Below are 23204 nucleotides of genomic sequence, written 5' to 3'. Positions count from 1 at the left end.
TGGGGTCCGCCCCTTCTCGCGGGGAGCCTTCTCCGTCTCGCGGAGGTGCTCAGCCGGCGCGGCGGGCGCGGGCGGTACGGCGCTTGAGCGCGCGGCGCTCGTCCTCGCTCATGCCGCCCCAGACGCCGGCGTCCTGGCCGGACTCGATGGCCCACTTCAGGCACGTGTCGACGACGTCGCAGCGACGGCACACGGCCTTGGCCTCCTCGATCTGCAGGAGGGCGGGGCCGGTGTTGCCGATGGGGAAGAAGAGCTCAGGGTCCTCGTCGAGGCAGGCGGCCTTGTGGCGCCAGTCCATGTCATCTCCTCGGTGCAGGGGGACCTGGTCCGTCAGAGGGGCGCGCGCGAGGGCGCGCCAAACCGGGTCCGGTGGGTGGGGGTTGATCTGCCGTCCAGCGTCACACCTCGTGAAGCGCCGCACAAGGGGTTACGTGAAAGTTTCTCCTGCGTGAAGCGTGAGTGCTTCATCACACTGTCGTGAAACCGCAGGTCGCACGTATTCTGACGTGTCATGCGCGCTTCTGTCACCCCCTCGTCCGACGCCGACGGTGTCCCGGAGGGCTCACGCCCGCCGGGCCTGAAGGTCGTCGCCGCGGGAGTCGTGATCGAGGCCGTCCTCCTCGTGGGCGGGGCCCTGCTGGTCGGGGTCGAGCTCGTCCGCGGCGCCTCTCACAGCGTAGCCGTGAGCGTGTTCCTCGTGCTCTTCTTCCTCGGGCTCGCGTGGCTGCTCGTCGGGTCCAGCCGAGCCCTGTGGGCGGGGCGTCACGGCGGCCGGGCGCCCATCGTGGTGTGGCAGATCATGCAGGGCCTCGTCGGCGTCAGCCTGCTCACCGCGGGCGTGCTCTGGGCGGTGCTCGCCGGCCTCGGCCTGCTGCTCGTCGCCGCCACGGTGCTCGTCGCGGTGATGTCGCGCCGGGTCGTCGAGTCGACGTCCGGCTGAGACCGCCGGGGTCGGGTCCGCGTCCGCCGGCCTGGCCACCTGCACGACCCGTACCCGCCCCGCCTCCACGAGTGCGCCGCGCCCCGCGCGAGCCGGTCCGGGGTCGACGGCGTCCGCGAGCGGGACGCCCCACAGGTCGTCCGCCCCGCGCTCGCCCGGGTGCAGCACCACCCCGGTGCGCCGCGCGCGGAGCTCGGCGAGGGCGCCCCGGTGCGCCAGCGCCGTCCCCGTCGAGCTCGCCGCCGCCACGAGCGCGAGGCCGGTGCCGTCGGTCAGCGCGGCGATCCGTTCCGCCTCGAGCGGGTGCTGCTGGGCGAGGACGTCGAGGTCGTCGACCACGAGCACGTCGTGACCCCGGTGCGTGACGGCGGCGTGGTCGACGAGCCCTTCGCCGGTCGCGCGGCTCGTCAGCCCGTCCTGAAGCCCGTCGAGGAGTCCGGGCAAGGACGCCGGCGACGGCGCCACGGCCGGCGCGTCGCCGGCGTCGCGGCGCAGTGCGGCGTCCCGCGAGACCACGCCGGCCAGCCGTCCCGCCGCCGCCAGCCGCCGGACGACGAGGCGCAGGACGGTCGTGCGGCCGCTGGCGCGCGGTCCGGTGACGAGGGCTCCCTGCGCGACGTCGAGCGCGACCGGGGCTGCCGCGTCGCCCCCGATCCCGACCGGGACGAGGAGCGCGCCGCCGTCGGGCGGGTCGGCGGCGCGGTGGCGGGGCCCGCGCCCGGGCGCCGGGGCCAGATCGGCCTCCTCGACCGTCGTGGGCAACGGCCGGACCCGCAGCGGCGCCGGGGTCTCGCGTTCCGTGCGGCCGCCGGGACCGGCGTCCGGGACGGACGGTTCGCCCGGCAGCAGGATCTGGCACAGGACCGGCTCGCGCGCGAGCCACGCGGCGCGACCCGCGAGCCCGCCGCGCCCGGCCAGCCCCGACGGCGCGCCGAGGAGCACGTCGGCGTGCGCCTCGCTGCCGAGCAGCACCAGCCGCGGCCCGACCCGCGCGGCGAGCCCGCCGAGGGTCGCGCCGTCGGACGCGAGCGCGAACGCGACGCCGACGGCGGCCAGCGCGCGCACCAGCGGGTCCCACGGGTCCGGCCCAGCGAGCGCGGTGCGCAGCTCCTCGACGCCGTCGACCACGACGAGCGTCCGCGGCCGTGCGGGCACCGCGTCCGCCGCCAGCAGGCGCAGCAGCCGTGCCGCGCGCCGGGGCGACGCGGGGCCGGCAAGGGTGCCGAGGCCCGGGTGTCCCGTGAGGGCGGTGTACCGGGGGAGCGCGGCGGCCGGTGCCAGCACGTGTACGTGCCAGCCCTCGTCCAGCGCCGCCCCCGCCAGCGTCAGGAGCGTCGTCGTCCTGCCCGAGCGCGCCCGTCCCACGACGCCCAGGTGCCCCGTGTCCGGGTCCCAGCGCACGACGGTACGGCGCTGGCGGTCGGGGTCGTCGCCGAGCGCGAGGCGGAGGCCGGCGGAGTCGTCGTCGACCTCGTGGAGGTCCCGCGCCCGGACGCGGCCCGGCAGCGGGGGCAGCCACGGCGCGGCGCCCGGGCGGAGTCCGCGCGCGGCGGCGGCGTCCACGCAGGCGTCGACGAGCGTGCCGACGCGGCACGACCGCGCGCCGGCCTCCGCGAGGCGCTCGTGCGGGTCCGGCCCCGACGGTGCGGCCGCGGGCGGCGTCCCCCAGGCCGGGGCGTGGCGCACCCGGCCCTCGGGCGTCGTGGGGTGCCCCGCGGCGTGGGCGCACTGGAGCGCCACCGGGGGTTCGGCCCCGCGGCGCAGGACGGCGCGCCCCGGCGTGCCCGGCAGGATCCGGGCGGCCGCGGGCGTCTCGACCACGTCGAGCGAGTCCGCGGCGTCCACGACCCGCAGCGCGAGCCGCGCCGAGACGTTGGCCCGCACGTCGGCGCTCACGGCGCCCGCGGGCCGTTGCGTCGCGAGCACGAGGTGCACGCCCAGGGAGCGCCCCTGCGCCGCCACGCGCAGCATGCCGGGCAGGAAGTCCGGCAGGTCGTCGGCGAGGGCGCGGAACTCGTCCACCACCACGACCAGCCGCGGCGGGGCGTCGGGCAGCCCCGGGGGCAGGGCGGCGAGGTCCGCGACCCCGTGCCGGGCGAGGACGCGCTCACGCCGGCGCAGCTCCGCCCGCAGACCGGCCAGGGCGCGTCCCGCGAGCCCGGGGTCGAGGTCCGTGACCTGGCCGACGACGTGCGGCAGCCGCCCGCACGCGCCGAACGACGCGCCGCCCTTGAAGTCGACGAGCGCGAGCGCGACGTCGCGCGGGGACCGCCGCGCCGCGAGCCCCAGCACGAGCGACTGCAGCAGCTCGGACTTGCCCGCTCCCGTCGTGCCGGCGACCAGCAGGTGGGGGCCGTCCGCCACCAGGTCGAAGGTCACGGGGCGGCCGCGGGCGTCACGCCCGAGCGGCACGGCCCAGCCGGCGGCGGTGTCCCAGGCGGGGCCGGGGTCGGGCCGGCCCTCGAACAGGTCGACCAGCGGGACGGCGGCCGGGAGCCGCGGGTCGGTCGGGTCGCCGTCGTCGCCGGGCCCGACCACCTCGTCGTGACCGTCGGCCGAGTCCAGCGCGCCCAGCGACCGTCGCAGTCCCGCCAGGCCGGCGACGAGCCGCGCGGCCTGCTCCGCCCAGGCCGGGTCGACGCCGACGAGCGGGCCGGCCGTGGCCGAGCCGTCGGGCGCGGCCCTCCGGACCCTGCCCGCGCGCACCCGCCACGTCGTGCGGCACCACGACGGCACGGGCGCCCCGTCGGGCAGGCACAGCAGCACGGCGCCGCCTCGCGCGAGCACGTCGTCGGGTCGCCCGACCGCGGCGAGGTCGGACACGTCGGGCACGTCGACGACGAGCAGGGGCGGGCCGGCGGTCGGCAGCCAGCGGCACCACGACCAGGCGTCGAGCGCCCCGACGACCTCCACCGCCGCGCCCGCCGCGGCGAGCTCGGCGACCACCGACCGTGCGGCCGCGAGCACCTCCGCGCGCGGCCCCACCACGGCGACCGAGCCGTCGGGGACCAGCCGGGCGAGCGCACCGGCCGCCACCCCTCCCGCCCGGCGTCCACGACCGGAGGTCCCGGCGCCGGCGCCCCGGGGCGTCGTCCCCGCGAGGGGGCCGCCGGCGCGGGCCCGGGACGCGGCCCGCGCGCACGCGTCGTCCCACGCGCCGTCGGACGCCTGGTGGGCCGCGACCAGCCGGGCGAGCAGAGGACCGGGGGCCTCGCCCACGACGCGGGGCGGCGCCGCACCGGGCTCCGGCGCTCCACCGGGCACGTGGGCGGCGGCCGGGCCGCCCGGGGCGGACGACGCGCCGGCCCCGCCGCGGCGCCGCCGTCGCGCGGCGAGGAGCTGGGGCACGAGGGCCGCGACTCCGAGCAGGGAGAACAGCGCGTAGGCCGGCTGCCGCAGCACCGCGGCGAGGACCAGCGAGCCCACGACGGGCAGCGCCGCGGTGGCGAGCATCCCGGCGCCGGGCCCGGACGGCGACGCGCCCTCGGCGGCCTCGGCACGGCCGGGGGCGGCGTCGAGCCAGGCCGCCACGGTGCCCGAGCGGTGCAGCGTCCACGAGCGCGTCCCGTGCGGTCCGGTCACCTCGAGCACGCCGCCGGGGCGCCAGCGGCGCGGCCGACGCCCCACCGCCCGCGGACGCCGTCGCGCCGGGCCCGTCCCGCGGACGAGCCGCGCGGTCGGGCGCGGCCCGCGGGCACGCCCGTCGCCGGACGGTGGCGTACCGCTCCTCGCGCCCGGGGACACCGTGCTGCCCCGACCGGTGCGCCGCACGGTGACACGGTCCGGCCGCCGAGGGTCCGCGCGCACCACGACGCCGTGCTCGGGAGGCGGGCCCGCGTCGTCGGGCAGTGCCGTCGACGTGCCCGGTGAGAGGGCGACGGTCGCCCCGGCGGCGGGGCCGTCGGCGCGGGCGGCGAGCCACGGCCCGTCGAGGATCGCGGCCGCCGGGCGGGCGGTGTCGTCGCGCAGGGCGACGACGGCCCCGGGCAGGAGCGGGCGGTGCCCGACGACGTCGTCGTCGGACACGAGGACGCCGCCGGCGTGCACCGGGACGTGCCGCAGCTCGGGCCGGCGCAGCAGGTCGGCGAGCCCGGCCCGGCACGCGCCGAACGGCAGCCCCGCGGGCAGGAGCACGTCCTCTCCCGGGCGCACGGTGACCCGGACGTCGCCTGCCCGCCCCCGGGCGAGGCCGGGCGCGGGGACGACGAGGGCGGGCACCGCGGAGGTCGACATGACCTCCAGGGTGCCCGCCCGGGACGGCCGTCGTGGACGGCCTGTGGACAACTCCCGCTACTCGCTCGCCAGCGCCTCCACCGGCGAGGTCTTCACCGCCGTGCGGGCGGGGGCGACGGACGCCACCAGCCCCGCCACGGCGGCCACGACGAGCATCACCAGCACGTCGCGCCACGGGACCACGATGACGGGCGTGCCCGCCCAGCCGAGCGCCGCCGCGGCGCCGGCCCAGCCGTAGACCAGGCCGAGCAGCACGCCCAGCACGGCGCCCACCAGCGCGATGAGGAGGCCCTCGACGGCGAGCATGCCGCGCAGCTGGCCCTTCGACAGGCCGATCGCCCGCAGCGTGGCGGACTCCCGGCGTCGCTCGATGACCGACAGCGACAGCGTGTTCGCCACGCCGATCAGCGCGATCACGACCGCCGCCGCGAGCAGGCCCACGACGATCCCCAGCGCGGTGTCGATCACCTGCTGGAAGCCGGCGCGCTCGACCGCCGCGCCCATGACGTCGGCGGGCGCCTCGGTGTCGGCCACGGCGTCCTGGATCGACGGCACCACGGAGGCCGCGTCGGACGGGTCGTCGAGACCCACCCACAGGCTGGTCACCGGGGCGTCGGGGTCGAGGGCGGACAGGTCGTCCGGCACCACGACCAGGCTGCCGTCGGCGAGGTCGGTGACCGCGGCCGTCACGTCGAGCGACCCGTCCGGGCCGGTGAGCGTGAGGGTCTGGCCGTCGTCGACCCCCCAGACGTCGGCGACGTCCTCGGGCACGACGACCGTGCCCTTCGCGAGCGGCGCGACCGTCTCCGTGCTGCGCATCACCGACGCCGCGTCGTCCGGCGTCACGCCCCGGACCGTGAGGGCGAGGCCCTCGTCCACGCCGTCGCCGGTGACCGTGGCGGCCGTGGCCGGGGTCTCGACGACGCGGGAGACGCCGGTGACGTCGCCCACGGTGCCGGCGAGCGCCGACGGGACGGGGGTCACGGTGGCGTCGCCGGCGGCGACGCTCGTCGGGTCGCTGGACAGGTCGGTCGAGACGGTGACGTCGACCGGGTAGCGAGAGTCGAGCTCGGAGTCCATCGTCACGCGGGCGCTCGCGGCGCCCGTCGACATCATCCCGACGAGGGTGACGCCGATGAGCAGGGCGGTGGACGTCGCCGCGGTGCGGCGCGGGTTGCGCAGCGTGTTCGCGGCCGCGAGCCGCGCCGTCGGGCCCGACGCCCCGACCAGGCGACCGGCGAGCGCCACCACGCGGGGCAGCCAGAACACCGCGCCCACGAGGACGCCGACGAAGGACAGGACACCACCCGCGAGGGCGACCAGGAGTCCGGTGGTGGGCTCCTGGCCGACCGTGCTCAGCGCGACGCCGCCGCCCAGCAGGGCGAAGCCGATCACGGAGACGAGGATCGACAGCACCAGGCGCACGCGGCCGGCGCCGCGGGCCGCCGACGGCGCGTCGGCGGGGCGGAGCGCCTCGAGCGGGGCCACGCGGGTCGCGGCCCGGGCGGGGGAGAGCGCCGCGACCAGCGTCACGAGAGTGCCCACCGCCAGCGGGATGAGGACGACGGCGGGGGTGATCGTGACCGTCGCCGGCAGCGGGACGCCCAGGTCCATGCCGCGGCCGATCGTGAGCGCGGCCTGCGCCAGCCCGACGCCGGCCACCAGGCCGACCGCGGAGGACAGCAGACCCAGCACGGCCGCCTCGAACAGCACGGACCGGCGCAGCTGGCCCTTGTCCGCGCCGACGCAGCGCAGCAGGGCGAGCGTGCGGGTGCGCTGGGCGACCAGCACCTGGAACGTGTTCGCGATGACGAGCGCGGCGACGAGCAGCGCGACGGCCGCGAAGACCAGCACGAACAGCGTGAACATGACGTTCTCGCCGCCGGTCATCTCGCTGGCGACCGCCTCGGCGTGCTCCTCGGGCGTCACGACCTTGAGGTCCGCGGTGTCGGCGCCCGACGCCGCGGCCGCGTTGGTGAGCGCGCCGGTGATGGCCGTGCGGGCCTGCTCGACGTCGGCGGGGTCGTCGAGGGTGACGAGCACGGTCGTGGGCTCGAGGACCTCCTCGCCCGGGGCGTAGAGGTCGGCCTCCCAGCCGGAGACGTCCGACGCGGGGGCGACGGCGGCGCCGCCCTGCATCGAGTACGCGCCGAACGGGTCGGTGAGCGTGCCCGACACCGTGAGCTGCTCGCGGACCTCGGTCCAGGCGTCCTCCTCCGAGCTCTGGTCGCCCTCGAGGACGTTGCGCACGAGGGTGACGGTGTCGCCCGGGGACGCGTCGAGGCGCTCGGCCACGTCGACCGGCAGCGCGATCTCGCCGGAGGCCCCGGGCAGCGCGCCGTCGGCGACCTCGAGCGGCAGCACGCTCGTGTCCGTGGGCTCGGCAAGCACGCCCTGGTAGATGGTGCGGCCGCCGGACTCGAGCTGCTGGTACGTCATGAGCTGGGGGTCGGCCGTCGCCACGCCGTCGGCGCCGCGCACTGCGTCGAGGGCGGCGTCGTCCGCGGGGACGCCGCGGACCACGAGGTCGGCGCCCGTGAACTGGGCGGCGATCGAGTCGTAGGTGGTGCGGGTGATGACGTTGCCCGCCACGAGGGTGATCGCGACGAACGCGGTGCCGATGACGATCGCCAGGCCGGCGGCGGCGAGCCGGCCGGCGCTGCGCCGCATCTGCGACAGGGTGAGGCGGATCATCGCGAGGCCACCGTCCGCAGCGCGTCGAGGCCGGCCAGGGCGGACTCCGGCGTCGGGTCCGTGATGTCGCCCGCGATCTTGCCGTCGGCGATGAGGACGACGCGGTCCGCGTACGCGGCGGCCGCCGGGTCGTGCGTGACCATGATGATCGTGCGGCCGAGCTCGCGCACCGAGCGGCGCAGGAAGCTCAGCACCTCCGCGCCGGAGCGGGAGTCGAGGTTGCCGGTCGGCTCGTCCGCGAACACGACGTCGGGCTGGGCGATGAGGGCGCGTGCGATGGCGACGCGCTGCTGCTGGCCGCCGGACAGCTCGCTGGGGCGGTGCGTGAGCCGCTTGCCGAGGCCGAGGGTGTCGACGAGGGTGCCGAGCCACTGCTTGTCGACGGTGCCGCCGGCCAGCTCGACCGGCAGGGTGATGTTCTGCTCCGCCGTGAACATCGGCAGCAGGTTGAACTGCTGGAACACGAAGCCCACGCGGGTGCGCCGCAGCGCGGTGAGGGCCTTGTCGTTCAGCCCGGTCACCTCGGTGGAGCCGATGAACGACTGCCCGCTCGTGGCCGAGTCCAGGCCGGCGAGCAGGTGCATGAGGGTCGACTTGCCGGAGCCCGACGGGCCCATGATCGCGGTGAAGCGGCCGGCCGTGAAGTCGACGTCGACGCCGTCCAGCGCGCGCACCTGCGCCTCGCCGCGGCCGTACGTCTTGGTCAGGGCGCGCGCCCGCACGGCCGGGGTGACGGTCGGTCGGGCTGCGGTGCCCTCGTCGGGGATCGGGACGTACACGGTCGTGTCCACGGAAGCTCTCCGGTGTCTCGGGATGGTGGCCCGGGAGCTCCGTGGAGCCCTCGGACCAGGACACCACCGACGCTACGGAGAGCCCGGGTCGCCGACATCGGCCCGAGGGTGGGTCCTCGCGTGCTCCCAGGTCATCCTCAGGTATGACACCGACCCTGACCGGCCCCTGAATCGTCCCTGAACCTGCACCCCCGCGACGTGTCAGGACCGGCGCGGGGTATACCTCGCGCCCATCCTGACAACTCGTAGGCGCCGGGACGTGTCAGGGTGGGCGCGGCCTATACCCCGCACTCGTCCTGACAGGTCGGGGGTCAGGAGCCGGGGCGGACCAGGCCGGTCTCGTAGGCGGTCACGACGGCCTGCACGCGGTCGCGGGCGTCGAGCTTGGCGAGGATGCGCCCGACGTGCGTCTTCACGGTGGCCTCGGCGACGAACAGGTCGGCGGCGATCTCCGTGTTGGACCGGCCGCGGGCCATGAGCACCAGCACCTCGCGCTCGCGGTCGGTGAGGCCGGCGAGCGCGTCGCGCTGCGGCGCGGCCTCGTCGGCGGGCAGGGCGGTGACCAGGTGCTCCAGGAGCCGGCGGGTGGACGACGGCGCGATGACGGCGTCCCCGGCGTGCACGGTGCGGATCGCGGCGAGCATCTCCTCGGGCGGGGCGTCCTTGAGCAGGAACCCCGACGCCCCCGACCGGATGGCCTCGAGCACGTACTCGTCCAGGTCGAACGTGGTGAGCACGATGACGCGCGGCGCGTCGGGCGCGGCGGTGAGGCGGGCGGTGGCGGTGAGCCCGTCGAGGTGCGGCATGCGCACGTCCATGAGCACGACGTCGACGCGGTGGTCGGCGAGCAGCCGCAGCGCCTGGGCGCCGTCCCCGGCCTCGAGCGCGACCTCCAGGTCGGGCTGCGAGTCGATGACCATGCGGAACCCGGCGCGCACGAGCTGCTGGTCGTCGACCAGCGCGACGCGCACGACGCCTCCCGCGGGTCCGGGCGTGGGGCCGGGCGCGGGCGGCGCGACGTCGGCGGGCGGGCTCATGCGTCCTCCTGGGTGGTGGTCGGCGCGGGCGGGGCGGTCACCGGCGCCCCGGGCAGCGGCAGCTCGAGGTGGACGCGGAACCCGCCGCCCCGGCGGGGCCCGGTCTCGAGCGTGCCGCCGTACAGGTTGGCCCGTTCGCGCATCCCGCGCAGCCCGAACCCGGGGTCGTTCCCCGTCGCGGCGGCGCCGCGGCCGTCGTCGAGCACCTCGAGCTCGACGGTCGAGGTCGTCCAGCGCACCGCGACCGTCACGGCCGGGTCGGGGCCGGCGTGCTTGCGCACGTTGGTCAGCGACTCCTGGCACACGCGGTACAGGGTGAGCCCCATGCCCGCGGGCAGCGTGCGCGGCTCGCCGACGCGCACCAGCGACACGCGCTGCCCGCCGTCCCGCGCCTGCGCGACGAGGTCCTCGATCTCCTCGACGCCGGGCTGCGGCGCGGGGCGCGCCTGGCGCGGCTCGTCGGCGGCGGCCGACGCCGGTCGTGCGCCGCCGGCCGCGGGGCCGGTGGTGAGCGCGGGCGTCGCCCCCGAGCCGGGCGACGCCTCGTCGCGGGCGGCGTCCTCGTCGTCCTGCGAGCGCAGCACGCCGAGGAGGCGGCGCATGTCGGTGAGGGCGGTGCGCCCGGTCTCGCTGATGGTGCCCAGCGCGCGGACGGCGGCCTCGGGGTCGGACGCCGCGGCGTACCGGCCGCCGTCGGCCTGCGCGACGACGATGGACAGGGAGTGCGCGACGATGTCGTGCATCTCGCGGGCGATGCGGGCGCGCTCGGCGGCGGCGCTGATCCGGGCCTGCTGGTCGCGCTCGATCTCCAGGCGGTGCGCGCGGTCGCGCAGGGCGTCCATGGTGACGCGGCGGGACCGCCGCACGAGGGCGAACGCCCACACGGCGAGGCCCGTGACGAGGCAGAAGATGCCCACGGGCACCATCTCCGCGACGCCGGAGGCGCCCAGCCCGCCGCGGACGGCGACGGCCACGGGCAGCACGATCACGCTCCCGACCGCCGTCGAGCAGATCGCGGTGACGTGCGACCAGGTGGGCCCGTAGACGGTCACGGACCAGAGCGCGACGAGCACCAGCAGGTCGCCGGGCATGATCATCGGGTAGCCGGCGAGGATGTGGGCGAGCGCGACGCCGAAGACGCCGACGGCCGACGCCACCGGCCGGGTCCGCCGCCACGGGAGCGGGGCGAGGAGAGCGACGGTCCAGGCGATGGACTCGCCCCGGCCGAGGTCGGGCTGGGAGGAGTACAGGTCGGTGGCCGCGACGAGCATGCCGCCCGCGAGCAGCACCGTCGTCGTCAGGTCGACGCCGAAGCGGTGCGCCTCGAACCAGCGCCCCATCCTCTCGATCCAGCTCATGTCCGCCAGGGTAGGTGGGCGCCGGAGCGGCCGCGTCCGCCCGGGGGCGGACCGTGGGCGCCGCGCGTCGTCCCCCAGGGGGACCGGCCGTCGTCGCAGGTCGACGACGGCACGGGTGCCGCCGTCGTGGACGACGACGTGCCGGGGCGTCATCTCCATGTCACACCCGACTGGCCCCGACGCGGCGTGGGGAGGGGTCCAGGACCAGCGACGTTGCCGCTAGCATGAGGGAATGACCCACGTACTGCTGGCCGAGGACGACCCGGCTATTGCCGAGCCTTTGGCGCGGGCTCTCACGCGTGAGGGTTACGACGTCATCGTGCAAGGAACTGGTCAAGGAGCCGTCGACAACGCCGGGAACGCGGACATCGTCGTCCTCGACCTGGGCCTTCCGGACATGGACGGCCTGGACGTGGCGCGGGAGATCCGCGGGTCCGGCCTGACCGTGCCGGTGCTGGTGCTCACCGCCCGCGCGGACGAGGTGGACCTGGTCGTCGGGCTCGACGCGGGCGCCGACGACTACGTGACGAAGCCGTTCCGCCTCGCGGAGCTGCTCGCCCGCGTCCGGGCGCTGCTGCGACGCACGCACGGCGAGACGGGCGAGGACGAGGAGCTGCGCGCCCAGGACGTGCGGGTCGACGTCTCCGCCCACCGCGCGTTCCAGGGCGACCGCGAGCTGCACCTGACCACCAAGGAGTTCGACCTGCTCAAGGTGCTGGTCGCGAACGCCGGGTCGGTCGTGGTGCGCGACACCCTGATGCGCGACGTCTGGGGCTCCGACCCGGTCGGCTCGACCAAGACGCTCGACATGCACGTGTCGTGGCTGCGCCGCAAGCTCGGCGACGACGCCAACGCCCCGCGCTACGTCTCCACCGTGCGAGGGCTCGGGTTCCGCTTCGAGCTCGGCGCGAGCTGACGCCGACGGGACAGGGCTGACCTCGTGCGTCGCCGCGTCCTGCTGGCGACCATCTCCGCGGTCGCCGTCGCCGTCCTCCTGCTGGGCGTCCCCCTGGGCATCTTCGGTGCCCGGTACGTCCTGGCCACCGAGGAGCAGCGCGTCACCAACCGGGTGGACACGCTCGCGCGCAGCGTCGACAACACCCTCGAGCGGGGCGACGTCGTCGAGGAGGCGACGGTGCAGCGCGCGGCCGAGGGCAGCGAGGGCGACCTGCCGGCGTACGTCGTCGTCACCCTGCCCGACGGCACCCAGCTGACGGCGGGCGAGCCGGTCTCCCCGCCCACGATCGACAAGGCGAAGCTCACCGACAAGAACGTCGGTGTGTCGATGACGGTGTCGGCCATCGGCGCCTACGTGAAGTCCGCGCAGACGGTGGTGCTCGTCATCATCGCGGGCATCGTCGCGATCGCGGCCGGCATCGCCGTGGCGGTGTGGCAGGCGAACCGGCTGTCCGCGCCGCTGGTCTACCTCGCGGCGTCCGCGGAGCAGCTGGGGTCGGGGCAGGTGCGCCCGCGTCTCGAGCCGTCGGGCGTCGAGGAGATCGACCTCGTCGCCGCGGAGCTCGCGCGGTCGGCCGACCGGCTCGCCGGTCGGCTCGCGGCCGAGCGGCAGTTCACCCAGGACGCGTCGCACCAGCTGCGCACGCCGCTGACCGCGCTCACGATGCGGCTCGAGGAGATCACGCTCGCCTCCGACGACCCCGAGATCGTCGAGGAGGCGCGCATCTCGCTCGAGCAGGTCGAGCGGCTCGTCACCGTGGTCGACGACCTGCTCGCCGCGTCGAGGCGGTCGCAGGGCGGCACGACGGAGGCCGTGGTGCTGGCGGACGTCGTGCACCAGCAGGAGGAGGAGTGGGCGCCGACGTTCGAGCGGGCGGGGCGCCGGCTCGTCATCGAGGTGCCGGACGGGATGCAGGTGCTCGCGACGCCGGGTGCCCTGGCGCAGATCATCGCCACCCTGCTGGAGAACTCGCTCAAGTACGGCGACGGGACGACGACGGTGCGCTCGCGCCCGTCGGGCACGACCGGCGCGGTCGCGATCGAGGTCTCCGACGAGGGGGAGGGCGTGGCCGACGACGTCGCCACCCGCATCTTCGAGCGCGGCACGACGACGGGCGGCAGCACGGGCCTCGGCCTCGCCCTGGCGCGCGACCTGGCCGCCGCCGACGGCGGTCGGCTCGACCTCGTGCAGCGCCGGCCCCCGGTCTTCGCGCTCTTCCTCGCGGGCGTGCCGCGCACGCTCGACCCGCACCTGGTGCTGCCGCCGGGCACGACGATCTCGTCGCGCGGTCGCCGACGGGGCTGGCTGCACCACCACGGCGACTGAGCCGGCCGGTCCGGTGCGGACGGCCGGTGACCGGCGGCCGGTATCCTCGGTGCCCGTGACCGGACCCACCTCAGCCCCAGCCAGCCCTGCCAGTGCCGCCCCTGTCGTCGCCGTCGTCGGCGGCGGCCAGCTCGCCCGCATGATGGCCCCCGCCGCCGCCGAGCTGGGCGTCGGCCTGCGGGTGCTGGTCGAGGACCCGGCGTCGTCGGCCGCGCAGGTGGTCACCGACGCGCCGGTCGGCGTGGCGAGCGACGACGGCGCGATCCGTGCCCTCATCGCCCCGGACGACGGGCGTGCCCCCGCCGCGGTGCTCACGTTCGAGCACGAGCACGTGCCCAACGCCCTGCTGCAGGACCTCATCGACCACGGCACGCCCGTGCGCCCCGGCCCCGACGCGCTGGTCCAGGCGCAGGACAAGATCGTCATGCGGCGACGCCTCACCGAGCTGGGGCTGCCGTGCCCGCGCTGGGCCGCGCTGCCGACCGACCCGGCCGCCGCACGCGACGCGCTCGCCGCCTTCCTCGCGGACGAGGCCGGGCACGAGGCCGTGGTGAAGACGTCCCGCGGCGGCTACGACGGCAAGGGCGTGCGCGTCGTGTCGTCGCCCGACGACGTCGTGGACTGGTTGCAGGCCGCGGCCGACGGGGCCCCGCCGCTGCTCGTGGAGCGGAAGGTGCCGTTCGTGCGCGAGCTCGCGGCGCTCGTCGCCCGCCGCCCGTCCGGCGAGGTGCGGACCTGGCCGGTCGTCGAGTCGGTGCAGCGCGACGGCGTCTGCGCGGAGGTGGTCGCCCCGGCGCCCGACCTCGACCCGGCGGTGGACGCCGAGGCGCGCCGGATCGCCGTCGAGGTCGCGGAGGGGCTGGGCGTCACGGGCGTCCTCGCCGTCGAGCTGTTCGAGACCCGGGAGGACGACGGCACGGCCGCGGTGTGGGTCAACGAGCTCGCGATGCGTCCCCACAACTCCGGCCACTGGACCATCGACGGCGCGGTGACGAGCCAGTTCGAGCAGCACCTGCGCGCGGTGCTCGACCTGCCGCTCGGCGACACCGCCGCCCGCGCCCCCTGGACCGTGATGGCGAACGTGCTCGGCTCGAGCCTCGACGCCCTCACCGACGCGCTGCCCGACGTGCTCGCGCGGTTCCCCGAGGCGCGCGTCAACCTGTACGGCAAGGGCATCCGCCCGGGCCGCAAGCTCGGGCACGTCAACGTCAGCGGCTCGGACCTCGACGAGGTGCGCCGTCGCGCCCTCGACGCGGCCGCGCTGCTGCGCGGAGAGAGCACCACCACGGCGACCGCCACGAGCACCGCCACCACCAAGGAGCACGCATGAGCACGCCTGCCGTCGGCATCGTCATGGGGTCGGACTCGGACTGGCCGGTCATGGAGGCCGCCGCCGACGCGCTGGCCGAGCTGGGCGTCGAGGTCGAGGTCGACGTCGTCTCGGCGCACCGCATGCCGACCGAGATGATCGACTACGGCCGCACCGCGTCCGAGCGGGGGCTGCGCGCGATCGTCGCGGGCGCCGGGGGCGCCGCGCACCTGCCGGGCATGCTCGCCTCGGTGACGCCGCTCCCGGTGATCGGGGTGCCCGTGCCGCTGCGCTACCTGGACGGCATGGACTCGCTGCTGTCGATCGTGCAGATGCCCGCCGGCGTGCCGGTCGCGACCGTCTCGATCGGCGGCGCGCGCAACGCGGGCCTGCTCGCCGCGCGCATCCTCGCCGCGGGGACCGACGCCGGGTCGCTCGCGCTGCGGGAGCGGATGGTCGCGTTCCAGGCCGAGCTCGCCGACGTCGCCCGGGCCAAGGGGGACAAGCTGCGGGCCGCCCGCGAGGGCGCGCGCCGCACGGGCTTCTCGGCCTGACGCCGCACGCAGAAGGCCCCGCGAGCCGTGCAGGCTCGCGGGGCCTTCGTCGTGCTCGCGGCCGCGGTCGGTGGGCCGCCGCGACCTCAGCCGGGCATGCCCCCGACGGTGCTGCCGGGCTTCAGCTCGCCGTCGCGGACGTCGGCCCAGAACTGGTCGACCTCGTCCTCGTCGAGCAGCACCGTCGAGCCGACGCCGGTGCCCGGGTCGTACCCCGGGTCGGCGATCGGCGGGGTGCCGGTGACGCCCTCGGGGCCGGTGGCGGCCTTGAAGGCCAGGCCGAGGCGGCCGAGGTCGACGATGCCCGTCTTCTCGTCCACGGTGAGGGCGTCGGTACCGGCGTTGACGAGCTGCACCTGGTTGACCGGGTTGAGCAGCACGCTGGGCTTGACGACCTTCGCGGCGACGGCGGCGATGACCTGCTGCTGCCGCTCGGCCCGGCCGATGTCGCCCTTCGGGTCGGAGTAGCGCATACGGGAGAACGCGAGCGCGGTCTCGCCGTCGGCCATGTGGCAGCCGGCCTCCCACGTCAGTTCGCTCTTCGGGTCGTCGACGTCGCGGTCGTAGCAGAGCTCCACGCCGCCGACGGCGTCGACGATCTCCTCGACGCTGCCGAACCCGACCTCGACGTAGTGGTCGATCGTCAGGCCCGTGAGCCCCTCGACCGTCTCGACGAGCAGCGGGGCGCCGCCGAACGAGTACGCGGCGTTGATCTTGTTCGGGTCGTGGCCCGGGATCTCCGTGTACGTGTCGCGGGGGATCGAGATGAGGGAGGCGGGCCCGCTCCGCGGCTTCTGGAGCACCATGATCGTGTCGGTGCGGGCGCCCTCGGTGCCGTCGTCGGCGACGCTGCCCGTGCCGCGCGCGTCGGACCCGGCGAGCAGGTAGGTGGTGCCGGGCGTGCCCTTGGCGCCGGACAGGGCGTCGACGTGCTGGATCTTGCCGTTCGCCCAGACGACCAGACCGATCGGCCAGGCCAGGAGCAGCACCAGGAGCAGCACGAGGACGAGGGCCGCGATGCGGCCCTTGCGCACGCGGAACCCGCCGCCCCCGGCGGTGGCCGCCGCGGCGCCCCCGTCCCTGCCGGGCGGGGGAGTGCGGCGGGCCGGGCCCGGGGCCGACGCGGGCATCACGCGCGTGCCCGAGCCCTGCCGGGCCTGGGGAGCGCGCGACTGGGGCGCGCGGGAGGCCGGGGCCGACGCCGAGGATCCGCGGGGCGCGAACGACCGGGGCTTCTGCTGGGCGCCGCCGCGCCGCTCGGGCGGCGTCGTCGGGATCTCGCGCGACGACTGGCGGCGCACGCGCGGCTCGACCGGGGCGGCGTCGTCCCGCCGGCCCACGCGGCCGCCGGTGGGCGGGGCCGAGGGCCGGGAGCCGCCGCCCACGGGGATGGCGTCGCCGGAGCCGCTGGGCCGGTCGGACCGGCCGCCGGACGGCGTGAAGCTCGGCGGGATGCGCTGGTCGTCGTTGCTCATGGTTCCCCCGCGCTCATCCGCACACCGACGTCACGTCGGCGCCCGTGAACGCCTCTTCGCCGGCGTCGCGGGTCCGCTTCGGCTCGGGGTCCTTCTTGCCGTCGCCGGACCCGTCCGTCGTGTCCTCGGTCGACCCGGTGTCGTCGTCGGCCACCGGGGTGGCGTCGACGTCGTCGGTGGACTCGGCGTCCTGCGTGCCCGTGCCGGCGTCGTCCTTCTCGCTGTCCTTCGCGCCGTCCTTGGCGTCGTCGGCGGGCTCCTCCGCGATCGCGTCGCTCAGGGGCTCGTCGTTGTACAGGTTCTTCCAGACCTCGTCCGCCTCGTCCGTGAGCAGGACGTTCGCCGCGTTGTTCGGGTCGTACTGATACGGCGCGGTCATGAACGCGATGGTGTCAGGGCGGACGTTGCGCGCGCTGTACGCGAGCCCGGCGAGTCCCTGGATGGACGCGAAGTTGCTGCTCATCGTCATCGAGCCCGTCACGGCGCCGAGGAACTTCAGCGACTTGGTCGGGTCGGCGAGCGTGCCGGCGCTGAGCACCTGGCGGGCGACGGCGGCCAGCAGCTCCTGCTGGCGCGCGATGCGGCCGAGGTCCGAGCCGTCGCCGAGCCCGGGCCCCTTGCGCGCTCGCGCGTACTTGAGCGCTGTCTTCCCGTCGAGCTCCTGGAGGCCGGCCGACAGCACGAGGTGGTCTGCCTGCGGGGCGTCGATGTCGTTCGGGATGCACAGCTCCACCCCACCGAGCGCGTCGACCATCTTCTCGAAGCCGGCGAAGTCCACGACGACGAACCCGTCCATCTGCACGTCGGTGATCGTCTCGATCGTCTTCATCGTGCACAGCGCCCCCGACTCGACGTCGCCGCCGGTCATGACGCCCTGGGCGAAGGCCGCGTTGAACTTCGAGCCGGACAGCGGGGAGGTCTGCCCGCCGGAGGCGGTCGGGCACGACGGGACGTCGACGGTGGTGTCGCGCGGGATCGACAGCATCTCCACGCGGGACCGGTCGGACGAGATGTGCATGATCATCGTCGTGTCCGAGCGGGCGCCCTGGGTGCCGTCGCCCACGATGTCGGCGTTGTCGCCGCCGCGGCTGTCCGAGCCCATCAGGACGATGTTCAGCGGCATGTCCGCGTTCGGGTCCTCCGGCATCTTCTTCTCGGGCCGGGCCTCACCGAGCAGCTTGTCGGAGTCGACGGCGGTGATGTTCCCGGTGAGCTTCACCGCCGCGGTCGCGCCGCCGACGGCGACGAACGCCAGGACCGCGGTCAGCCCCATCCCCAGGGCGCGCGCGACCGTGTGCCGGCGCAGCGCGCGGGCGTGCGAGGGCCCCGTGGTCGTGCCGGGGCGCGAGGCGACGTGGCGTGGGGTGGTGCGGGTCACGGGAAGCGAGCATAGAGGGTCGGTGTTACGCCGCTGCGGTGCCCGAGGACCGGGACGGTAGAGGAAATGTGTGGGTCGAACGTCGGCGCTGGTCCGACGGTCCGCCGGCGGACGGCAGATGAAGAGCGGGCGAACCCTCGCGGCCGGGCGCGGCGGCACGGGGCCGGCGGCCACCAGGTGGGGGACACTGTGGTCGTGACGGACACGACGCCGCACGCGCGCCCGGCCCCCGCGGCGACCGGCACCCCTGATCCCCGCACGGGCGCCGCGCGGCCCCCCGCCGGCCGGCGCTACCGGCGCGCCGTCGCCGCGCTCACGCTCGTCGTGGCGGCGTGGACGGTGGTGTGGGCCGCGGTCACGCCGATGTTCCGCTCGCCCGACGAGCAGAACCACGTCAACAGCGTGCTGCGGATCGCCTACGGCGGCGGCTGGCCGCCGCCCGGGGACGCCTACTTCTCCCCGGCGGTCACGGCCGCGGTGGACGAGGCCGCCTACCCCGCCGACCTGCCGGGCCGGTGGCAGCACCGCGCGGACGCCCGCCAGTTCGTCGACGTCGTCCCCGTGCCGCGCGAGGACCGCACCCGCGTCGACGCCGGCAACGCGCTGGGCGACGCGTCGTCGGGCACCGAGGTGGACCAGATGACGCAGCACCCGCCCGCCTACTACGCGCTCGGCGCGGGCATGCTGCACGTCACGGGCCTGACGGACGCCCGCTGGGACCAGGTCACGCTCGCGCTGCGGCTGCTGGACGCGCTGCTGCTCGCGCTCGTCGTGCCGCTCGCCGCCGAGTCGGCGCGGCGCGCCACCGGGTCGCCGTCGGCGGGGCTGGTCGCCGGGGCGTTCCCGCTCCTCCTGCCGCAGCTCGGGCACGTCATGGGGGCCGTCAACAACGACGCCCTCGTCGTCCTCGCGTGCGCCGCCGCGACGTATCTCGCCGTGCGGGTGGTGACGGGCGACCTGCGCTGGCGCGTGGCCGTGGCGATCGGCGTCGTCCTCGGCCTGGGGCTGCTCACCAAGGTGATGCTCGCGTTCGCGGTGCCCATGGTCGTCGCGGCGTACGCGCTCGCGCGCGGCCGCCGCTGGCCCGGTCGGCTCGGCCGCCTCGCCGTCGCCGGCGCCGTCACGCTCGCCGTCGGCGGGTGGTGGTGGGTGCGCAACGTGATCACCCTGGGCGCCGTGCAGCCGGTCGGGCGGCCCCGCGAGCTGAACATCCTCGCGACCGTGCCCGACGCCGACGTCCCGTCGATCATCGCGGGCCGCCTCGCGCAGTCGTTCTTCGGCAACCTGTCGTGGCTCGAGGTGCACCTGGCCGGCGCGTGGGTGGTCGGGGGCACGGTGGCCCTCATGGCCGCGGCGCTCGCGGCGCTCGTCCTGCCCGGCGCGCGCCGGGCCGCCGTCGTCGTGCTGCTCACCCCCGCGGCGCTCGCGGCGGGCGTCGCCTACAACGCGTGGGACTTCCACGCCGAGACCGGGCGCCTGGTCGCGATCCAGGGGCGGTACGTGTTCGGCGGCGTCGTCGCGCTCGCGACGGCGGTGGCGATCGCGACCTGGCAGCTCGCGCGACGGTCGGACCGGCGCCTCGCGCGCGGCGTGCCCGTCGTCGTGACGCTGGCCCTCGCCGCCGCGGTCGGCGGCCTGCTGTGGGCGTTCGACGCGTTCTACCGGGGGCCCGGCGAGGCGTTCGGCGACGCCGTCGACCGGTGGCTGGCCTGGAGCCCGCTGCCCGGGCCCGCGCTCGTCGTGCTGCTGGCGGTCGCGGCCGCCGTGCTGGTCGGGGGTCTGGTCGTCGGCCTCCTCTGGCCCCGTAGACTCGCGGCGTCGTCGACCGACGCGGCCCCCGGCGCCCTGCCGTCGGCGGCCCCTGGCGCCCCGAAGGATGCGCGATGAAGCTCTTCGTCCAGATCCCGTGCCTCGACGAGGCCGGGACGCTCCCGCTCGTGCTCGCGACGATCCCGCGCGAGGTCGAGGGGTTCGACAGCGTCGAGGTCCTCGTGATCGACGACGGGTCGACGGACGGCACGGCGGAGGTGGCGCGCCGCCTCGGGGTGCGGCACGTCGTGCGGCACACCAGCACGCGCGGGCTGGCGCGGTCGTTCCGCGACGGCGTCGACTACGCGCTCGCCCACGGGGCCGACGTCGTGGTCAACACCGACGGCGACAACCAGTACCCGTCGGAGCGCATCGGCGACCTCGTCGCGCCGATCGTCGAGGGCGAGGCGGACATCGTCGTCGGGGACCGCCAGACCGCGACGATCGAGCACTTCTCCCCGTTCAAGAAGCGGATGCAGCGGTTCGGCAGCCGCGTGGTCAGCGCGGCCGCCGGGACGTCGCTGCCCGACGCCGCTAGCGGCTTCCGCGCCTACTCGCGTGCGGCGCTGCTGCGGCTGAACGTCGTGACCCAGTTCAGCTACACCATGGAGACGATCATCCAGGCGGGGAACAAGCGCCTGCGGATCGCGAGCCTGCCGATCACCACCAACGCGAAGACGCGCGAGTCGCGCCTGTTCACCAACATCTGGCAGCACATGAGCAGGTCCGGGCGGGCCATCGTGCGGTCGGCGATCATGTTCCGGCCGCACCTGGTGTTCCTCACGCTCTTCGCCGTGTTCTTCGTCGCGGCGGCCGTGCCGGCGGTGCGCTTCCTCGTCTTCCTCGCCCAGGGAGACGCCGGCGGCCACGTGCAGTCGCTCGTCTTCGCCGGCGCGATGCTCGTCGGCGCGCTGCTCTGCCTCGCCCTGCTCGTCATCGCCGACCTGCTGCGGACCAACCGCACCCTGATGGAGGAGACCCTCGAGCGGGTCAAGGAGCTCCAGTACCGCCCGCGGCCCGACGACGGCGCCCGCGACGCGGAGCGCCGCGCGGCGCGGGACGACGAGGACGCGCACGCGTGATCGTCGCGTTCGGCACGTACGACGCCGCCCGGCACCCCCGCGTCGGCGTGCTCGTCGCAGGCCTGCGCGCCCAGGGGTACACGGTCCGCGAGCTCGACCGGCCGCTCGGCCTGAGCACCGCCGAGCGCGTGCGGATGCTGCGCCAGCCGTGGCGCCTGCCCGGCCTGCTCGTGCGGCTGCTGCGCTGCTGGGCGCTGCTCGCGGGGGACGTCGCGGCGCACCGGCGGGCGCACGGCCGCCCGGACGCGGTGCTCGTCGGCTACCTCGGCCACTTCGACGTCGTGCTCGCGCGCCTGCTGTTCGGCCGTACGCCCGTGCTGCTGGACCACCTCGTCTTCGCGGGCGACACCGCCGCCGACCGGGGCGCCCGCGGGGCACGGGTCACGCTGCTGCGCGGCCTGGACCGCGTCGCCACGTCGTGCGCCGACGTCGTGCTGCTGGACACCCCCGAGCACCTGCGGATGCTCGGCGAGCTCGTGCCCGCCCGCGCCCGCCGCGGGCTCGTGGTCCCTGTCGGGGCGCCGCAGGCGTGGTTCGACGCCGCGCCCGTCCGCACCGGTCCGGCCGGCGACGCCGCGACGGACGGCGGCCGAACCCTGCGCGTCGTCTTCTTCGGCCTGTTCACCCCGCTCCAGGGCACCGACGTGCTCGCCGAGGCGCTGTCCGTCGCGCTGCTGCGGGCGGCCGAGGAGGCCGCGCGCGGCGGGCGGGGCCTGGAGGTCACGCTCGCCGGGTCCGGCCAGGACCTGCCCGCCGCGCGCGACCGGCTCCGCGACACGCCCGGCATCACCTGGCACGACTGGGTGGAGCCCGCCGACCTGCCCGCTCTCGTCGCCGCCCACGACGTCTGCCTCGGGATCTTCTCCGCCACCCCCAAGGGGCTGCGCGTCGTGCCGAACAAGGTGTTCCAGGGCCTCGCCGCCGGCTGCGTGGTGGTCACCTCCGACACCGAGCCGCAGCGGCGGCTGCTGGGCGACCACCTGGAGCTCGTCCCGCCCGCCGACCCGACGGCGCTCGCCGACCGGCTGCTCGCCCTGCGCGACCCGGGCGCCCTGGCCGCCGCGCGTGGCCGCGCGGCGGCCGGGCGGGACCTCGCCCGGCCCGAGGCCGTCACCCGTCCGCTGGTCCGGCTGCTCGCGGCGCGCGGGGTCCGGCCGTGACGGGCGATGCCGCAGGGGGCTCGGCGGGGGAGGCCGGCGCGTCGTCCGGGCGGCTCGGCCGGGCGCTCGCGGTGCTGCGGTCGCCGTGGGTGCGCTGGGGCTTCCTCGTCCTCGCGCTCGGGCTCGCGGTGTACGCCGTCGTGGCCGCGGGGGACGACCTCGCCCGCGCGGCGACCGAGCTCTCGTGGCAGCGGCTCGCCGTCGCGCTCGTGCTGTCCGTCGCCTTCGTGGGGTGCACCTTCGTGTCGTGGCGCGTCGTCCTCGCCGACCTCGGCGCCCCGACCTCGCTGCGCGTCGCGCTGCGCGTGTTCGGGCTGAGCCAGCTCGGCAAGTACGTGCCCGGCGGGGTGTGGAACGTGGTCGCGGCGGCCGAGCTCGGCGTCGACCACGGCATCGCGCGCCGTACCTCCGTGACGACGACGGCGGTCGCCACCCTCGTCGGCGTCGTCTCCGGGGCGGTCGTCGGCCTGGTCGCGCTGCCGTTCGTCGCGACCGGCTCGCTCGGTGCCGCCGGGCCGGTGCTGTGGGCGCTGCCCGCCGTCGCCGTCGTCCTGCTGCCGCCCGTGCTGAACCGCCTGGTCGCGTGGGCGCTGCGCGTCGCGCGTCGGCCCCCGCTCGACCGCCCGCTCGGGTGGCGCGGGCTCGGCGCCGCCACGCTGTGGTCCGTCGCCGGGTGGCTGCTCGCCGGCGCGCAGGTGTGGGTCCTGGCCGTCGGTCTCGGGATGCCCGCCGACCCGCGAGGCGTCGCGCTCGCCGTCGGCGGCTACGCGCTGGCGTGGGTGGTCGGGTTCCTCGTCGTCGTCGTGCCGGCGGGCGCCGGTGCGCGCGAGCTGGTGCTGCTCGCGGTGCTGGCCGGGGCGCTGCCGCACGCCGCGGTGCTGCTGGTGGTGCTGGTCAGCCGGGTGCTGGTGACGCTCGCCGACCTCGCCCTCGCCGGCCTGGGGGCGCTCGCCCGGCCCAGGTAACACCCCGGGAGAGGCGCCGCCCCTCGGCGGGGCGTGGTGCCGCCGCGGCCGACGCGCTGGCAGGCTGGCCCCGGCCGTCGTGCAGCCGCACGGTGCCGCTGGACACCGCCGCCCGAGCCGTCGAGGACGAAGGAA

General features: G+C 76.5%; 16 protein-coding genes. 8 read left to right on the top strand and 8 right to left on the bottom strand.

From position 1 onward, the window contains the following. Positions 1-49: 49 nt before the first annotated feature. The 6 genes from ACFQ80_RS15465 to ACFQ80_RS15440 all read right to left on the bottom strand — a co-directional run bounded on the left by ACFQ80_RS15465 (position 50) and on the right by ACFQ80_RS15440 (position 11053). Positions 50-298: a WhiB family transcriptional regulator gene (locus ACFQ80_RS15465; RefSeq protein ID WP_166849954.1), complete on the bottom strand. Its 249-nt coding sequence runs from the start codon at positions 296-298 to the stop codon at positions 50-52. A 264-nt stretch (positions 299-562) separates the two neighbouring features. Further along, positions 563-5173: an FtsK/SpoIIIE domain-containing protein gene (locus tag ACFQ80_RS15460; RefSeq protein WP_430564278.1), complete on the bottom strand. Its 4611-nt coding sequence runs from the start codon at positions 5171-5173 to the stop codon at positions 563-565. Between the two features lie 57 nt (positions 5174-5230). After that, entirely contained in the window at positions 5231-7867 is a 2637-nt protein-coding gene (locus ACFQ80_RS15455; protein ID WP_430564277.1) for an ABC transporter permease, read from the bottom strand. Next, a complete protein-coding gene (locus tag ACFQ80_RS15450; protein ID WP_430548913.1) occupies positions 7864-8658 on the bottom strand; it encodes an ABC transporter ATP-binding protein in 795 nt (264 codons plus the stop codon). The genes ACFQ80_RS15455 and ACFQ80_RS15450 overlap by 4 nt, the downstream gene beginning before the upstream one ends. 311 nt (positions 8659-8969) lie before the next feature. Next, positions 8970-9695: a response regulator gene (locus ACFQ80_RS15445; protein WP_430564276.1), complete on the bottom strand. Its 726-nt coding sequence runs from the start codon at positions 9693-9695 to the stop codon at positions 8970-8972. After that, entirely contained in the window at positions 9692-11053 is a 1362-nt protein-coding gene (locus ACFQ80_RS15440) for a sensor histidine kinase (protein WP_430564275.1), read from the bottom strand. Before ACFQ80_RS15440 ends, ACFQ80_RS15445 begins: the two co-directional genes overlap by 4 nt. A 232-nt stretch (positions 11054-11285) precedes the next feature. Between ACFQ80_RS15440 and ACFQ80_RS15435 the strand changes: the two genes are divergently transcribed. From ACFQ80_RS15435 to purE, 4 genes are read left to right on the top strand one after another with little or no spacing between them, the layout of a single operon-like run. Beyond that, entirely contained in the window at positions 11286-11969 is a 684-nt protein-coding gene (locus ACFQ80_RS15435) for a response regulator transcription factor (protein WP_079569979.1), read from the top strand. Positions 11970-11993: 24 nt separating this feature from the next. Beyond that, positions 11994-13337 carry an ATP-binding protein gene (locus ACFQ80_RS15430; protein ID WP_430548916.1) on the top strand — a complete coding sequence of 448 codons (1344 nt, stop codon included), beginning with the start codon at positions 11994-11996 and terminating at the stop codon, positions 13335-13337. A gap of 55 nt (positions 13338-13392) precedes the next feature. Then, the gene (locus ACFQ80_RS15425; protein ID WP_430548917.1) at positions 13393-14667 is read left to right on the top strand and encodes a 5-(carboxyamino)imidazole ribonucleotide synthase; all 1275 of its coding nucleotides are present in this window, start codon (positions 13393-13395) and stop codon (positions 14665-14667) included. After that, positions 14664-15200 (top strand): 5-(carboxyamino)imidazole ribonucleotide mutase, encoded by a 537-nt coding sequence (purE, locus tag ACFQ80_RS15420; RefSeq protein WP_430548918.1) that lies wholly within the window; start codon positions 14664-14666, stop codon positions 15198-15200. The genes ACFQ80_RS15425 and purE overlap by 4 nt, the downstream gene beginning before the upstream one ends. A gap of 86 nt (positions 15201-15286) precedes the next feature. Here the strand turns inward: purE and ACFQ80_RS15415 are convergent, their stop codons facing one another. After that, the gene (locus tag ACFQ80_RS15415; protein ID WP_430564274.1) at positions 15287-16675 is read right to left on the bottom strand and encodes an LCP family protein; all 1389 of its coding nucleotides are present in this window, start codon (positions 16673-16675) and stop codon (positions 15287-15289) included. A gap of 13 nt (positions 16676-16688) precedes the next feature. Further along, a complete protein-coding gene (locus ACFQ80_RS15410; protein WP_430564273.1) occupies positions 16689-18053 on the bottom strand; it encodes an LCP family protein in 1365 nt (454 codons plus the stop codon). A 195-nt stretch (positions 18054-18248) separates the two neighbouring features. Between ACFQ80_RS15410 and ACFQ80_RS15405 the strand changes: the two genes are divergently transcribed. Genes ACFQ80_RS15405 through ACFQ80_RS15390 form a run of 4 tightly spaced genes read left to right on the top strand, consistent with a single transcriptional unit; the run spans position 18249 to position 23069 of the window. Continuing rightward, entirely contained in the window at positions 18249-19940 is a 1692-nt protein-coding gene (locus tag ACFQ80_RS15405) for a DUF2142 domain-containing protein (RefSeq protein ID WP_430564272.1), read from the top strand. Beyond that, on the top strand, positions 19937-20944 hold the full coding sequence (locus ACFQ80_RS15400) for a glycosyltransferase family 2 protein (protein WP_430564271.1): 1008 nt from the start codon (positions 19937-19939) through the stop codon (positions 20942-20944). The genes ACFQ80_RS15405 and ACFQ80_RS15400 overlap by 4 nt, the downstream gene beginning before the upstream one ends. After that, positions 20941-22104 carry a glycosyltransferase gene (locus ACFQ80_RS15395; RefSeq protein ID WP_430564270.1) on the top strand — a complete coding sequence of 388 codons (1164 nt, stop codon included), beginning with the start codon at positions 20941-20943 and terminating at the stop codon, positions 22102-22104. Before ACFQ80_RS15400 ends, ACFQ80_RS15395 begins: the two co-directional genes overlap by 4 nt. Continuing rightward, positions 22101-23069 (top strand): lysylphosphatidylglycerol synthase domain-containing protein, encoded by a 969-nt coding sequence (locus tag ACFQ80_RS15390; protein WP_430564269.1) that lies wholly within the window; start codon positions 22101-22103, stop codon positions 23067-23069. The genes ACFQ80_RS15395 and ACFQ80_RS15390 overlap by 4 nt, the downstream gene beginning before the upstream one ends. Positions 23070-23204 lie beyond the last annotated feature (135 nt).

The sequence above is a fragment of the Isoptericola sp. NPDC056578 genome (genome assembly GCF_042793275.1).
Taxonomy (GTDB): domain Bacteria; phylum Actinomycetota; class Actinomycetes; order Actinomycetales; family Cellulomonadaceae; genus Isoptericola.
The sequence above is the reverse complement of the archived record's forward strand: the minus strand, read 5'-3'. Positions and strand labels throughout refer to the sequence as shown.

Excerpts from the sequence above, each read along its gene's own strand:
- ACFQ80_RS15465 (WP_166849954.1), bottom strand. The coding sequence starts at position 298 with ATGGACTGGCGCCACAAGGCCGCCTGCCTCGACGAGGACCCTGAGCTC.
- ACFQ80_RS15435 (WP_079569979.1), top strand. The coding sequence starts at position 11,286 with ATGACCCACGTACTGCTGGCCGAGGACGACCCGGCTATTGCCGAGCCT.
- ACFQ80_RS15415 (WP_430564274.1), bottom strand. The coding sequence starts at position 16,675 with ATGAGCAACGACGACCAGCGCATCCCGCCGAGCTTCACGCCGTCCGGC.
- ACFQ80_RS15440 (WP_430564275.1), bottom strand. The coding sequence starts at position 11,053 with ATGAGCTGGATCGAGAGGATGGGGCGCTGGTTCGAGGCGCACCGCTTC.
- ACFQ80_RS15460 (WP_430564278.1), bottom strand. The coding sequence starts at position 5,173 with ATGTCGACCTCCGCGGTGCCCGCCCTCGTCGTCCCCGCGCCCGGCCTC.
- ACFQ80_RS15400 (WP_430564271.1), top strand. The coding sequence starts at position 19,937 with ATGAAGCTCTTCGTCCAGATCCCGTGCCTCGACGAGGCCGGGACGCTC.
- ACFQ80_RS15455 (WP_430564277.1), bottom strand. The coding sequence starts at position 7,867 with ATGATCCGCCTCACCCTGTCGCAGATGCGGCGCAGCGCCGGCCGGCTC.
- purE (WP_430548918.1), top strand. The coding sequence starts at position 14,664 with ATGAGCACGCCTGCCGTCGGCATCGTCATGGGGTCGGACTCGGACTGG.
- ACFQ80_RS15445 (WP_430564276.1), bottom strand. The coding sequence starts at position 9,695 with ATGAGCCCGCCCGCCGACGTCGCGCCGCCCGCGCCCGGCCCCACGCCC.